The organism is uncultured Sphingopyxis sp. (genome assembly GCF_900078365.1).
Lineage (GTDB): Bacteria > Pseudomonadota > Alphaproteobacteria > Sphingomonadales > Sphingomonadaceae > Sphingopyxis.
In genome coordinates this window covers 1,128,390-1,142,130 of sequence record NZ_LT598653.1, presented here as the reverse complement: position 1 = coordinate 1,142,130, position 13,741 = coordinate 1,128,390, and the positions used below count along the sequence as shown (strand labels likewise).

Below are 13,741 nucleotides of genomic sequence, written 5' to 3'. Positions count from 1 at the left end.
CGCTCGACGCGAACGGAGAAGGAAGGATCGAACGGCCAACATATCCTAAATCACCCCAGCGGCGGCCATCGCGGCATCGACGGCCTTGCACGATGCGTCGGACGCCGGGATGATAGGTAGGCGCACTTCGGGCGAAAACCAGTCGTGGAGACGCGACAGCGCATATTTGACCGGCCCGGGCGAGGTGTCGGAAAACATCGCCTTGTGCAGACCGAACAAGCGGTCGTGGAGCGTCAGCGCGCGCGCCCAGTCCCCCGCCGCACAGGCCGCGGCGAAATCGGCGCAGAGGCGCGGGGCGACATTGGCGGTGACCGAGATGCAGCCGGCGCCGCCCATCACCGCGTGCGGAAGCCAGAGGTCGTCATTGCCCGAGAGCTGGCAGAAGTCCTTGCCCGCCCCTGCCCGCTGAATCGTGACGCGCGCAAGATCGCCGCTCGCATCCTTGATCGCGACGACGCTCGGGATTTCAGCGAGCCGGCACATCGTCTCGGCGCTGATGTCGGCGACGGTGCGGCTGGGGACGTTATAGACGACGATCGGCAGGTCGCTCGCTTCGGCGAGTGCCTTGTAATGCGCGATCAGCCCCTCCTGCGACGGCTTGTTGTAATAGGGCGCAACGACCAGCGCCGCATCCGCGCCCGCCGCCTGCGCGTGGCGCATGTGGCGGATCGCGGTCGCGGTGTCGTTCGACCCGCAGCCTGCGATCACGGGCACGCGGCCCGCCGCCGCCTCGATGCAGCAGTCGATGACCCGATAATGTTCCTCGAAGCCGAGCGTCGGACTTTCGCCGGTCGTTCCGCACGGGACCAGCGCGCTGGTGCCCTCTTTGATCTGCCAGTCCACGAGGCGCGCGAACGCCGGCGCGTCGAACGCCCCGTCGCGGAATGGCGTCACCAAGGCGGGAATCGAACCCGAAAACATGCTCCGCTCCTTTACAATGGACCGCTCCGACCGATAGAATCCGGCCAGCGCGCCGCTATTGGACGTCTATTCAGCGCCCCGCAAGGAGTTTGGCATTAGCATGGCCGGTATGATCTCGCTGTCCCGTATCTCCCGCCTCGCGCTCGCCGCGTCCCTTCTCGTCCCAACCATCGCTCACGCCAGCGAACTCACGCCCGAACAAATGGCCTGGTATCGGGCCCAGATGGGGCTCGCCTCGGTATCGGGCCCGCCGCCCTCGCCCAATTCGGTCGGCGATGCGGTGATGGAATGGCGTCGCCTGACCGCGAACACGGGAGCCTCGTTCGACCAGCTGTCGCGCTTCCTGATGGCGAACCGCGGCTGGCCCGACGCCCAAAAACTGCGCACGCGCGCGGAGAAAGCGATCTCGCTCGACAGCTATGATCCGCAGCGCACCCTCGCCTATTTCCAGGCCTATCCGCCGCAGACCGCGAGCGGAGAGCTGCGCTACGCGCTCGCGCTCAACGCGGCGGGCCGGCGCGAGGACGCCGATGCCGCGGTCCGCCGCGCGTGGACGAGCGGGCCGCTCGACGATTATGAAACGAGCCGCGCGCTCAGCATGTTCCCCGGCGCGATCACTCCCGCCGACCATGACGCGCGCATGGACAAGCTGTTGTGGCTCGGCGCGACCGCGGCGGCGAGCCGCCAGCTCGCCTACACCTCGCCCGGCAAGCGCAGCATCTTCGCGGCGCGGCTCGCGATGCGCAGCGGCGCGGTCGATGCGGCGTTCCAGGCGGCCGCGGTCGAAAGCGCCAACCCGTCGATCACCCGCACCGACCCCGGCTATATCACCGCCAAGGCGACCTGGCTGCGCGCGTCGGGCCGCGCCGGCGAAGCGCGCGCGCTGCTCGCGGCGCCGCGGTCGCTGGCAAAGCCGCCGACCGATGCCGAGGAATGGCTCGAAACCCTGCTCACCAACGCGCGGCTTGCCGATGCCGGCGGCGACAAGACGACCGCCTATCGTATCGCAAGCCAGCTCGGCGACGCGCTTCCCCCCGGCACGGTCGTCCGCGAAACGCCGCTGGGCGTGCGCGACGATTATACCTCGCTCGCCTGGCTGGCGGGCCAGCTCGCGTTCAAGGACCTCGGCCGGCCGGCCGAGGCGGTGAAGCATTATCGCGCCTATGGCGAGGCCGCGCGTTCGGCGCAGACGCGCACCAAGGGCTTTTACTGGGCCGGCCGCGCGGCGCTGGCGGCGGGCGATCGTGCCGCCGCCAACGCGCATTTCGCCGACGCCGCGCAGCATTACGACCAATTCTACGGCCAGCTGGCGCTCGAACGGCTGGGCCGCCCGCAGCCCAAGCCGGCGGCGGATTCCACGATCGAGGTCAGCAGCACCGAGCGCCGCGCGTTCGAGGACGACCGGCTGGTGCGCGCCGCGCGCGCGCTCGGCGAAATCGGCGCGTGGCGCGAGCAGTCGGCGTTCCTGCGCGCACTTGCGCAAAAGGCCAGCTCGCCCGCCGACCATGTGCTCGCGGGCCAGCTCGCCAAGCAGATCGGGCGCCCCGACCTCGGCGTGATGATCGGCCGCAGCGCGCAGGCGAACAGCCTCGACGCGGTCGAGGTGTCGGGCTTCCCGACAGTGCGCGTGCCGTCGGGCCACGAAGGCAACTGGACCTTCATCCACGCGATCACGCGGCAGGAAAGCCAGTTCGACCGCGCCGCGATCAGCCACGCCGGCGCGCGCGGCATGATGCAGCTGATGCCCGGCACCGCGCGCGAAGTCGCGGGCAAGCTGGGGATGAGCTATGACGCGGGGTCGCTGACCACCGACACCAACTACAACATGACGCTGGGATCGACCTATTTTCAGCAGATGCTGCGCTATTTCGGCGGCAGCTATCCGCTCGCGGTCGCGGCCTATAACGCGGGGCCGGGCAATGTGAACAAATGGCTGCGCGCCAACGGCGACCCGCGCACCGGCGCGGTCGACATCCTCGACTGGATCGAGGCGATCCCGATTTTCGAGACGAAGAATTATGTCCAGCGCGTGCTCGAAAATGCCGTCGTCTACGACACGCTGCGCGACGGCAAGACGCTGCCCAAGGCGCCGCTGAGCTTCTATCTCGGCAAGCGCACGCCGGGATAGGCATAGTCACAACGTCATCCCGGCGAAGGCCGGGATCTCGCCCTCACGTTTCGACAGCACGGCGAGATCCCGGCCTTCGCCGGGATGACGATTTGAGGGGTTGGGCAATGGCCGGAGACAAAAGCAACATCATCTCGCCCGCGGGCTATGCCGCGCTGCGCGCCGAATATGATGCGCTGTTAGGCGACGAGCGGCCGAAGCTGGTCGAGGTGATCAGCTGGGCGGCGGGCAACGGCGACCGCAGCGAAAATGGCGATTATATCTATGGCCGCAAGCGGCTGCGCGAGATCGACCGGCGCCTGGGCTTCCTCGCCCGCCGCATGAAGGCGGCGCGCATCGTCGACCCCGCCGCGCAGCCCGACAAGAGCCGCATCTGGTTCGGCGCGACGGTCGAACTCGCCGACGATGACGATGCGCGGCGCGTGGTGACACTGGTCGGCGACGACGAAGCCGAGGCCGGCGAAGGCCGGATCGGCTGGAACAGCCCCCTCGCCCGCGCGCTGCGCGGCGCGGCGGTCGGCGACCTCAGGACCGTGCAGCTTCCTGCCGGTCCCAAGGAATGGGAAGTAATGGCGGTCCGTTATCCCGCGGACTGATGCCGCATTCGACCGAAAGGCGACGCTTGGTATCTCATTGACTCGTCATTCCCGCGAAAGCGGGAACCCAGTGCGTGCGTCGGCTGCCCCCGAACTGGGTTCCCGCTTTCGCGGGGATGACGAATGTTGGAAATGTCCGCTTCTCACCCCTGAGTCCGCAATCACGGCTGCAGCAACGCCGGGATGATCCACACGGCGGACAGCACGATGATCACCGCGATCAGCGAAAAAGCCAGCACATAGCGGACATTATGCCCCTTTACCCCGCTGCTTGCCTCGGTCTCGGTCACTTCGACATGGTCATCGACGACTTTCATGGCTTCGCTCCCTTTCTGGTTCCTTGAGAACGCGGCCCGCGCGCGGGCGTTCCCGCATGCGGGGACGGAGGAGAGTTGCCAGAGGGTCTGTAAGCCGGGTTCTGTCCACCCCTTGCGGAGATAGGCGATCATTCCTCTAGGCGAACGGTTACCCGAACGCTCGAGCAGTCAACCCGGACGGCGGGGCCGGAACCGACCCTGGATTTCTCCGTGCCATCCCTATTCGACCTTGCTCCCGGTGGGGTTTGCCGTGCCGCGTCCGTTACCGTCCGCGCGGTGCGCTCTTACCGCACCCTTTCACCTTTCGCCGGGCCGAAGCCTTGGGCGGTCTGCTCTCTGTGGCACTTTCCCTGAACCGGTCCCGGAGGACCGGCCCGCCGGACGTTATCCGGCACCGTGGTTTCCGTGGAGCCCGGACTTTCCTCCCCCGCTTGCGCGGCGGCGATCGCCCGACCCTCTGGCCGAGCGAATATAGCGCGAACTGCCGAACATTACGAGCGATTGTAGGAGTGTCGGCTTAGGGGTGGATTGACGACGTTTAGGAGTTGAGGTGGTTTCCCCTCCCGCAGGCGGGAGGGGCAGCGAAACTTGCGAACTTGTTCGCTAGTTGCAGCGGGGTGGGCAATCGCAACGTCGCTGCCCACCCCCGGCCCCTCCCGCAAGCGGGAGGGGAGATAACGACAGCTTCCGCCCGAAACCCGCCGTTCAATTGCCCTCGGGCTGCGGCAGCAGCAGCGCGAGCAGGATCGCGCGGCATTCGCCGTCGATCGTGCCGTCGATCAGTTCGGGGCGAAAGCGGCGCTGGAACGCCACCGTTGCCGCGAAACCGTCGGTCACGTCATAGCCGAAGCGTTCGAGCGCGAGCAGGAAACCCGCGTCGGTCCACAAGGGATCGGTGAGCTTGCGGGTCGGACGCGGCAGCGCGAGGCGGCGGCGCGCAAGTTCCTCCCACGGGAAAAGCTCGCCCGGGTCCTGCTTGCGCGTCGGGGCGATGTCCGAATGGCCGACGACATTGCCGCGGGTGATGGTGTGACGATCCTTGATCATGTGGACGAGGCGGACGACCGAGGCGACCTGCGGCTCGGGAAAGGGCACATAGCCCCATTCGTGCCCCGGATTGACGATCTCGATCCCGACACTCGCCGAATTGATGTCGCTGACGCCGCGCCAATGCGATTTGCCGGCGTGCCAGGCGCGCTTCTCCTCGGGCACCATATGGGTAATCTGCCCGTCCTCGCTGACGACATAGTGCGCCGACACCTTGGCCTCAGGATCGGCAAGCCGATCAATGGCTTCGGCGCCGGTCTTCATACCGGTATAGTGGAGCACGATCATCGAAATGGGCAACGAACGCTCGTCGAAATTGGGAGACCAGCGTTCGATAAAATCGCTCATGCGCTTTGCGGGGCCCGTCCTGTTCTTGCCAATCCGTCGATTGCGCCAGCGGGGCGCAAAAAGCAAGGTCAGGCGGCGATCGAGCGCGAATCGGGCCGGCGCACCTGCTGGTCGGCGGGTTCGTAGAGGCCGCGCAAGCGCGGGCTCGCGACGAACTGGTCGGTCTGGCCGAGCACGGTTTCGCCCGCGCCGAGGACGAGGAAGCTTTGCGGCGCCGCCATCGCGCGCAGCCGCGCGAAGGCTTTCTGGCGCATCGGCGCCGAAAAATAGAGCAGCAGGTTGCGGCAGAAGATGAGGTCCGCCGGGCTCGCCAGCGGCGGCCGGTCGATGAGCATGTTCTGCACCGAAAAATCGATCCGGCGGCGGAGGTCGGCCTTGGCGAGCCAGCCGGCCTCGGTCTGGTCGAACCAGCGCACCATCCGCTGCACGGGCAGCCCGCGCTGGATCTCGAACTGGGTGTAGAGGCCGACGCGCGCGCGGCCGATCGCATGATGGCTGACGTCGGTGCCGACGATGTCGACCTGCCAGCCCGCCCATTTCGCGCCCTGCTCCGCGATCAGCATCGCCATCGAATAGGCTTCCTGCCCCGTCGAGACACCGCAATGCCAGATCGTCAGCCGGCGGCGCAGCTTGTTGACCTCGCGAATCTGCTCGAGCGCGGTCGCAGCTATTTCGTCGAAAACGCTGTATTCCCGATAGAAATAGGTTTCGTTGTTGAGCATCGCGTCGACCGTGTCGTCGAGCAGCGCGCGGCTGTTCGAGGTGACGAGCGCGGCGACCAGCGCGTCGAGATCCGCGATGCCATGGCGCTGCATCACGGGCTTGAGCGACATTTCGATCCGCCAGATGCGGCTCGGCGAAAGCGTCTGCCCCGTGCGCGATTCGAGCACGCCCATCAGGACGCGATAGGCCGATTCGCTGGCGCTGCCCCCCATCATGGCTTGCGCCTTCCGGGCATGAAGCTACCGAGCATCAGCGCGATCGCGTCGGGGTTGAGCGTCGCCGCGGCGATGCCCGACTTTGCCACCGCGCCCGGCATCCCCCAGATGACGCAGCTTTCGGGCGCCTGCGCGAAGATCGTGCCGCCCGCATCTTTCAGGCGCGCCGCGCCGATCGCGCCGTCGCGCCCCATGCCGCTGAGGATCACGGCGATGCCGCCCTTGCCGTAGACTTCGGCGACCGAATCGAGCATCGGATCGGCCGAGGGGCAGCATCCATTATCCACAGGGTGGCGATCGAGCGCGATTTCACGGCGCCGGACGCCCTCGACGACGATCAGATGCGCGTCGCCGGGGGCGAGATAGATGGAGTTCGGCTCGATCGCCATCCCGGCTTCGGCAACGCGCACTCGGCGCGACGTCATCATCCCGATCTGCTTCGCGTAAAATTCCATGAAGGCGTCGGGCAGATGCTGGGTCAGCAGGATCGGCGCGGCGATCCGCGGATCGAGGTGGGCGAGGAAATTGGTGAAGGCGGGGATGCCGCCGGTCGAGGCCGCGACCGCGATGCACTCGATCGGCTGGTCGGTATCGATCGCGAGCGCGGGCGGCGCAGGCGCGCGGCGTTCGGCGACCGGCACCGGTGCCGGATGGTCCTGTTGGTGGCCGAGCGTCATGATCCGTTCGGTCAGCACGTCGGCGAAGCGCCCCGAAAAGCTGCCGCGCCCGGGCTTGGCGAGCGTGTCGCTCGCACCGAGCGCAAGCGCCTCGATCGCCGCGGGACCGCCCTCGACGCAATTCGACGAGAGGATGAGCACGCGGGCCTTTTCGGCGCGTTCCAAAATGTGCGGGAGCGCGTCGATGCCGTTCATGCCCGGCATCTCGACGTCGAGCACGACGACATCGACGGGCTCGCGCGAGAGATAGTCGAGCGCCTCGTGCGCCGAGGCGACCGAGGCGCAGATCTTGAGCCCCGCGCGCTGGTCGACGATCCGCTCGAGGATGCTGCGGACGACGAGGCTGTCGTCGACGAGCATCACGCGCACGGTGCGTGCGGTTGGTTCTGCGTCCGGTATCGAGGGTTGCGGTTGGGCCACGCGCCGGGTTTCCGAATTCAGGCGATGCCGACGAGCTGCAATTTTCCTTCCAGCGTTTCGCGGTCGAACGGCTTCATCACATATTCGTCGGCGCCCGCCTCGATCGCGGCGCGGATATGGTCGATGCTGTTCTCGGTGGTGCAGAAGACGACGCGCGGCCGTTCCTCATGCCCGTAATCGAGATCGTTGAACGCGCCGAGGAATTCCATTCCGCTCATCACCGGCATGTTCCAGTCGAGCAGGATGACGTCGGGCCGGTTGGCGCGGCAAAAGGTCAACGCCTCCTGCCCGTCGGCCGCCTCCTCGACGGCAAAGGCCATGCTTTCAAGGATATGGCGCGCGACCTTGCGAATGACTTTGCTGTCATCGACGACCAGACAAGATTTCGACATGCAATTAACTCCGACCCCCGGGAATTGGGATGTTTACCGCCAAGGCGTGTGCAGCCCGTTAATGAACGGCCAGATTCATGCCGCCTTTAAGCCCGGCAGCGTGATAAAGTTGGACGGGTCGACGACGAGCAGCGACGCGCCCCGATATTCGATCATCGCGTCGGCGACGCGCGCCCAGCCGGGAAGCAGCTTTCCGGCGATGCGCGTCTCGGGCGCTTCGATGAAACAGACATCCTCGATCTCGTCGGCGAGCAGCGCATAGCCATGTTCGGCGACCTCGACGACGATCACCCGCTGACCTGGCGCGACGGGCACCGCGGCAAGGCCGATGACGACATGCGGATCGATGAGGGTGAAAACGCGGCTGCGCAGCGCGAAAAGGCCCGCGACATGCGGCGGCGCGCCGGGCACCTCGACCGGCGTGCCGACGGTGACGACCGAATGGATCGCGCGGCTGCGCAGCGCGACGCGCGTGTCGGCGATGCGCGCGACGAGATAGAGTTTTTCCATCATGCGCCTTCTCCCCCGACACGGCGACGCATCGCGTCGAGCAGCGCCTGGCGATCGTAGCGATAGACGCTTTCGTCCTCCGGCCCCTTCGCCGCGATCGACGCGCGCAGCCGGATCACCGGCACGCCGCCATCGCCATGCGAGCAAACCTCGCCCTCGTCCGTGAGGCAGAGCAGCAGGTCGGGCGCTTCGTCCGACGGATCGCCGTCCGCGATCACCCGATAACCCGCGCCGCGCAGGATCGGCGCAAGGAAATTGTCGCCCCAGCCGTCGCGATCGTCGGCGAGGCGGCAGAGCGGCTGGCGCGAGGCCGGCGCAGCGGCCGCGCCCGCGGCATATTGCTCCATCAGCCAGAAGGGATCGATGAGCTCGACCGGATCGCCGCCGACGAGCACGACACCCGCGATCAGTCCCGGCGCCACCGACGGCTGCACCGCGTCGGGCAGGCGGACGATGTCGATCACCTCGGCGATCGGATAGCAGAGCACCGCCCGGCCATCGTGGAGGCGAAGCAGCTTCTGCGTTCCCTCGCCCCCCGGCGCCGCCGCGGCGTGAACGGGGAATATCTCGTCGCCGATCTGGAACTGCACCCGTCCCGCGCTTTCGAACAGGCTCGATGCCGGCACTTCCTCGACCCGCTCGATCACCGACAGGCGAACTCCGCGAATGCGGGCGTTCGTGTCGCGGAAGAGCAGCAGCTGCGCGGCGTTGCGCGCCGCCACCGCCTCGGCTTCGGTTTCGGCGGCCTGGCCCTGGCTGCGGCCCGCTTCGGTCGCATCGATCGCCGCAGCGGCGAGCAGACCCTGAACGTCGAGCAGCAGCACCGGGCGGCCATTGTCGGGAAGCGTCGTTCCCGCATAGAGCCCCGTCGCCATGATCATCGGCGCGGCGGGCTTGATCACCAGTTCCTCCTGATCGTGGATCGCCGCGACGCTCAGCGCATAGCTTTGCCCCTGCCCCGGCCGGACGATGACGAGCGCGCGGTCGTCGACATCGTCGCCGTCATGGCGCTCGCGGCCGAGCACGGTTTCGAGGCGGAGCAGCGGATATCGCTCGCCGCGCACCGTCGCCAATTCGCCGCCGCCGACCCGGTCGATCCGCACGCTATCGCCGCTTTCGAGCAGGATTTCGCGCACGGCGCCGCGCGGAATCGCGAAATATTGCCCCGCCGCGCGCACCATCAGGCCCGAGATGATCGTCAGCGTCATCGGCACGCGAAGCAGGATCGCCAGTCCGCGGCCCTCGTCGTTGCGCAGTTCGACGACGCCGCCGATCTTTTCGACATTCGCCTTGACGATATCCATGCCGACGCCGCGGCCCGAAATGGCGGTGACCTTCGCGGCGGTCGAGAATCCCGGCCGGAAGATCAGCTCCAGCTTCTCCTTCGGTCCGAGCGCCCGTGCCTCGGTCGCGGTCACGAGGCGCGCCGCGACGGCCTTTGCGACCAGCGCATCGGGAGAGAGCCCGCGACCGTCATCGCGGATTTCGATTTCGATTTGATTGCCCGACTGGCGCGCCGAGACCGAAATGGTCGCGGTGATCTCCTTGCCCGCCGCGACGCGCTCATCGAGCGGCTCGACGCCATGATCGATCGCGTTGCGGACGATATGGATCAGCGGATCGCGGATATTCTCCATCATCTCGCGGTCGAGTTCGACCTCGCCGCCGCTCGTCTGGAACGCGATCTTCTTGCCCATCTCCTGCGCCAGATCGCGGACGATGCGCGGCAGCGGCGCGAACAATTTGTCGATCCGCTGCATGCGCATCTGGCTGACCGACTGGCGCATCCCCGCGATCGAATCGGACAGGCGGTCGAACGAGGCGATCAGCGACAGGTCCGCCCCCGATTCGCGCAGCATCCGGGCGAATTCGTTGCGCGCGAGCACGATGTCGGTGACGCCGGTCATCACGCTGTCGAGCAGCGGCAGCGGCACGCGGATCGATCGCCAGCTCTGCAGTTCGGTGCCGAAGTCGTCCTCCCGGCGCAGCGGAACGCCCGCGACTTCACGCGGCGCATCCTCCGTCGCCGCCCGTTCGGCGAGCGCATCGATGACATCGCGGTCGCCGCCCTCCGGCTCGGCTCCATCGCGCCCGAGCGCGGCGCAAAGCTCGTTCAGCCGGTCGAGGATGCCGAGTACCGCCGTGACGAGCGCGGCGTTGGCGACACGGTTGCCGCGGCGCACCTGGTCGAGCGCGTCCTCGGCGGCGTGCGACAGCGCCGTCACCCGCGGCAAGGCGAGAAAGCCGGAACTGCCCTTGATCGTATGCACGAAACGGAAAATGGCATCGAGCTGCGCGCGGTCGGCGGGATCCGCCTCCCATGCCACGATCGCCCCGCCCGCTTCGGCGAGGATTTCCGCCGTTTCGGTCAAAAAGTCGTTCAGCAGATCGTCCATCGCCGTACCGGTGCGCCCCAAAAATAGAGGCTCCACCATGGCGGACAATGGTTAATGGAGGGTTTTACCGGGAGATGCTTGGCACGAAAATTGAGCCCTCTCCTAGCTTCGTCATTCCCGCGAAAGCGGGAACCCAGTTGCGACCTTTGCTCGCTGGGTTCCCGCTTTCGCGGGAATGACGAGTTGGAGCTAACGTCCGCGGAGCACGGCTCCGACCAGCAAGGAGGTCGGCGTTTCGCGCGCGAGCATGACGGTGCCGTCGCTTTGCCGCGCGACCGCCTGTACGAGCACCGCGGGCGCGGTGCGCGAGGTCATAGGGCTCGCGCCCTCGCCGTCGGCCAAAATGCGTTCGACGTCGGCGTCGAGGAAAATGCGTTCCGCCTCGACATGCAGCGCGATTTCGATGCCTTCCGCCTGCTTCTCGCAGCCGATGTCGAGCCGGCCGCCGCGCACCAGCGCATCGACCAGCAGCAGCGCGAGGTTGAGGATGATCTTCACCGCCGGCTTCGGCAGCGGTTCCGCCCCGATCATCCAGTTCAGCGTGATCGCGCGGTCGCCGATGATGCCCTGGATCGCCGATTTCGCTTCATCGGCCGGCACCAGCTCGCCGAAGCCGCCCGCCGAGCCGAAGGCGAGACGGAAGAATTTGAGCTTGTTCGCCGAGGTGCGCGCGCTCTGTTCGAGCAATTCGATGCAGCGCGCCCGCATTTCGGGGTCTTTTTCGTCGGCGAGCAGTTCGAGGCCGTTGGCGAAGGCGCCGACCGGGCTCAAGAGGTCGTGACACAGGCGCGAGGCCAGCATCGAGGCGAAATCGACGCGATCGTCGGACAATGAACAGGCTCCCCAGCGCAGTCGCCGGTATTTCCGGCGTGGGGCTGCTCCTAGGACATGGGGGACCGTAAGGGCAAGGGCGATGCGGGCATTCGCCCTTCCTCCTCTTCATCGTCATCCCGGCGAAGGCCGGGATCTCGCCGGTTCGTCGTGTTGCGAAGTCGAGATCCCGGCCTTCGCCGGGATGACGGAGTGAGAGGTTGCTACGCACCAGCAACCCCCTTGAAAATCGCCGCCCCGAACCCATATCGCCACCAATGTTGGGGGACGACGAGATACTTACCGTGACGCTTCAGGACAGCGCGGCCGGGCTGCGGCTCGACCGGGCGCTCGCCGAGGCGCTTCCCGCCCTCTCGCGCGAACGATTGAAGACGCTGATCAAGGGCGGCCGCGTCGCCGACGCGAACGGCGCGGTCCTGTGGGATCCGTCGGCGAAAGCCGCCGCGCCCGCGACGATCGAGGTTCGGCTGCCCGCCGCCGCGCCCGCGCATAATGTCGCGCAGGACCTGGGCCTCGTCATCGCGTTCGAGGACGAGCATCTGATCGTCGTCGACAAGCCCGCCGGGATGGTCGTTCACCCCGCCGCGGGCAATCTCGACGGCACGATGGTCAACGCATTGCTCCACCATTGCGCGGGGCAATTGTCGGGGATCGGCGGCGTCGCGCGCCCCGGGATCGTCCACCGCATCGACAAGGATACGAGCGGGCTGATCGTCGCCGCCAAGCACGACAAGGCGCACGAAGGGCTCGCGAAGCAGTTCGCCGCGCACAGCATCGACCGCCGCTATCTCGCGCTCGCGACCGGGCGCCCGATGCCCGCGAACGGCACCGTCGACGCCGCGCTCGGCCGGTCGACCACCAACCGCAAGAAAATGGCGGTGGTCGCCGAAGGACGCGGCAAGCGTGCGGTCACCCATTACCGGACGGTCGAGCCGCTGCGGGGCGCGACGCTCGTCGAGTGCCGGCTGGAGACGGGCCGCACGCATCAGGTGCGCGTCCATATGGCGCATATCGGCCATCCGCTCGTCGGCGACCCGGTCTATGGCCGCGCCAAAAAGCCGCTGTCGGAAGTGCTGAAAGCGCGGAATTTCGCGCGTCAGGCATTGCACGCGGCCCATTTGGGCTTTATTCATCCGGTGACCGGTAACAGGATCGCGCTCGACAGCGAACTTCCCCAGGACATGCGGGAACTGATCGATGAATTGCGCGTTTAAGTTTCGAATGAAAATCTATCTCGACCGCAGGGAGCAACCGCGGCATATCTCTCCTCTGGAATTTTAGGGAAGACGCTATGGCTAACAAAAGCAATGTTCCGGCAGTGGTGCCCGCGCTCGGCGGTGAGGCGAGCCTGAACCGCTATCTGGCCGAAATCCGCAAATTTCCTCTCCTGACGCCCGAGCAGGAATATATGCTCGCCAAGCGGTTTCAGGAGCATGAAGACAGCGAGGCGGCGGCGCAGCTCGTTACCTCGCACCTTCGCCTCGTCGCAAAGATCGCGATGGGCTATCGCGGCTATGGCCTGCCGGTCAGCGAGCTGATCAGCGAAGGCAATATCGGCTTGATGCAGGGCGTGAAGAAGTTCGACCCCGAACGCGGCTTCCGCCTCGCGACCTACGCGATGTGGTGGATTCGCGCCTCGATTCAGGAATTCATCCTGCGCTCGTGGAGCCTCGTGAAGATGGGCACCACCGCGGCGCAGAAGAAGCTGTTCTTCAACCTCCGCCGGATGAAGAACAACCTCGAGGCGTTCGAGGACGGCGATCTTTCACCCGAGCATGTCGCCAAGATCGCGACCGACCTCGGCGTCACCGAGGACGAGGTCGTGAGCATGAACCGCCGCATGGCGATGGGCGGCGATACGTCGCTCAACGTGCCCATGGGCGAGGACGGCGACAGCCAGTGGCAGGACCTGCTCGGTGACGAAGGCCCGCTGCAGGACGAGCGCGTCGCCGAGGCGCAGGAACGCGATGTGCGCCACGCGCTGCTCAACGAGGCGCTCGAGACGCTCAACGAGCGCGAGCGCCACATCCTGACCGAGCGCCGCCTGACCGACGATCCCAAGACGCTCGAGGATCTGAGCCAGGTTTACGACGTCAGCCGCGAGCGCGTGCGCCAGATCGAGGTGCGCGCGTTCGAAAAGCTGCAAAAGGCGATGCTCAAGCTCGCCGGCGATCGGCGTCTGATCACCGCCTGAGCCCGGAGCGCCGCTCCGGCCGGGCC

General features: G+C 66.8%; 13 protein-coding genes and 1 other RNA gene. 4 read left to right on the top strand and 10 right to left on the bottom strand.

From position 1 onward, the window contains the following. Positions 1–45: 45 nt before the first annotated feature. Complete coding sequence (gene dapA / locus QZL87_RS04960; protein WP_295324609.1) at positions 46–921, bottom strand: 4-hydroxy-tetrahydrodipicolinate synthase; 876 nt, start codon at positions 919–921, stop codon at positions 46–48. A 100-nt stretch (positions 922–1,021) separates the two neighbouring features. On the opposite strand from dapA, the gene QZL87_RS04955 reads away from it, so the two are divergent. Both QZL87_RS04955 and greB read left to right on the top strand, forming a co-directional pair. Further along, positions 1,022–3,049, top strand: coding sequence for a lytic transglycosylase domain-containing protein (locus tag QZL87_RS04955; protein ID WP_295324604.1), 2,028 nt, complete (start codon positions 1,022–1,024; stop codon positions 3,047–3,049). A gap of 107 nt (positions 3,050–3,156) precedes the next feature. Continuing rightward, positions 3,157–3,645: a transcription elongation factor GreB gene (gene greB, locus QZL87_RS04950; RefSeq protein ID WP_295324600.1), complete on the top strand. Its 489-nt coding sequence runs from the start codon at positions 3,157–3,159 to the stop codon at positions 3,643–3,645. Between the two features lie 161 nt (positions 3,646–3,806). Here greB and QZL87_RS04945 read toward each other — a convergent pair whose 3' ends face one another. From QZL87_RS04945 to QZL87_RS04905, 9 genes are all read right to left on the bottom strand, one after another. Next, a complete protein-coding gene (locus QZL87_RS04945) occupies positions 3,807–3,962 on the bottom strand; it encodes a hypothetical protein (protein WP_295324596.1) in 156 nt (51 codons plus the stop codon). Positions 3,963–4,036: 74 nt separating this feature from the next. Further along, an RNA gene (gene rnpB, locus QZL87_RS04940) (RNase P RNA component class A) lies at positions 4,037–4,423 on the bottom strand. Positions 4,424–4,667: 244 nt separating this feature from the next. Then, a complete protein-coding gene (locus tag QZL87_RS04935) occupies positions 4,668–5,357 on the bottom strand; it encodes an N-acetylmuramoyl-L-alanine amidase (protein ID WP_295324592.1) in 690 nt (229 codons plus the stop codon). Positions 5,358–5,425: 68 nt separating this feature from the next. Continuing rightward, positions 5,426–6,295 (bottom strand): CheR family methyltransferase, encoded by an 870-nt coding sequence (locus QZL87_RS04930; RefSeq protein WP_295324589.1) that lies wholly within the window; start codon positions 6,293–6,295, stop codon positions 5,426–5,428. Further along, positions 6,292–7,335, bottom strand: a complete 1,044-nt coding sequence (locus tag QZL87_RS04925) for a chemotaxis protein CheB (RefSeq protein WP_295324584.1) — start codon at positions 7,333–7,335, stop codon at positions 6,292–6,294. The genes QZL87_RS04930 and QZL87_RS04925 overlap by 4 nt, the downstream gene beginning before the upstream one ends. 74 nt (positions 7,336–7,409) lie before the next feature. Next, the gene (locus tag QZL87_RS04920) at positions 7,410–7,784 is read right to left on the bottom strand and encodes a response regulator (RefSeq protein WP_295324581.1); all 375 of its coding nucleotides are present in this window, start codon (positions 7,782–7,784) and stop codon (positions 7,410–7,412) included. Positions 7,785–7,859: 75 nt separating this feature from the next. Further along, positions 7,860–8,297: a chemotaxis protein CheW gene (locus QZL87_RS04915; RefSeq protein WP_295324578.1), complete on the bottom strand. Its 438-nt coding sequence runs from the start codon at positions 8,295–8,297 to the stop codon at positions 7,860–7,862. Continuing rightward, positions 8,294–10,729 (bottom strand): chemotaxis protein CheW, encoded by a 2,436-nt coding sequence (locus QZL87_RS04910; RefSeq protein ID WP_295324574.1) that lies wholly within the window; start codon positions 10,727–10,729, stop codon positions 8,294–8,296. The genes QZL87_RS04915 and QZL87_RS04910 overlap by 4 nt, the downstream gene beginning before the upstream one ends. A 150-nt stretch (positions 10,730–10,879) precedes the next feature. Continuing rightward, positions 10,880–11,521: a histidine phosphotransferase family protein gene (locus tag QZL87_RS04905; RefSeq protein WP_295324569.1), complete on the bottom strand. Its 642-nt coding sequence runs from the start codon at positions 11,519–11,521 to the stop codon at positions 10,880–10,882. 257 nt (positions 11,522–11,778) lie between these two features. Here QZL87_RS04905 and QZL87_RS04900 point away from each other — a divergent pair, with 257 nt between their 5' ends. Both QZL87_RS04900 and rpoH read left to right on the top strand, forming a co-directional pair. Continuing rightward, on the top strand, positions 11,779–12,735 hold the full coding sequence (locus QZL87_RS04900; protein ID WP_295324566.1) for an RluA family pseudouridine synthase: 957 nt from the start codon (positions 11,779–11,781) through the stop codon (positions 12,733–12,735). A 77-nt stretch (positions 12,736–12,812) separates the two neighbouring features. Further along, positions 12,813–13,715, top strand: coding sequence for an RNA polymerase sigma factor RpoH (rpoH, locus tag QZL87_RS04895; protein ID WP_295324563.1), 903 nt, complete (start codon positions 12,813–12,815; stop codon positions 13,713–13,715). Positions 13,716–13,741 lie beyond the last annotated feature (26 nt).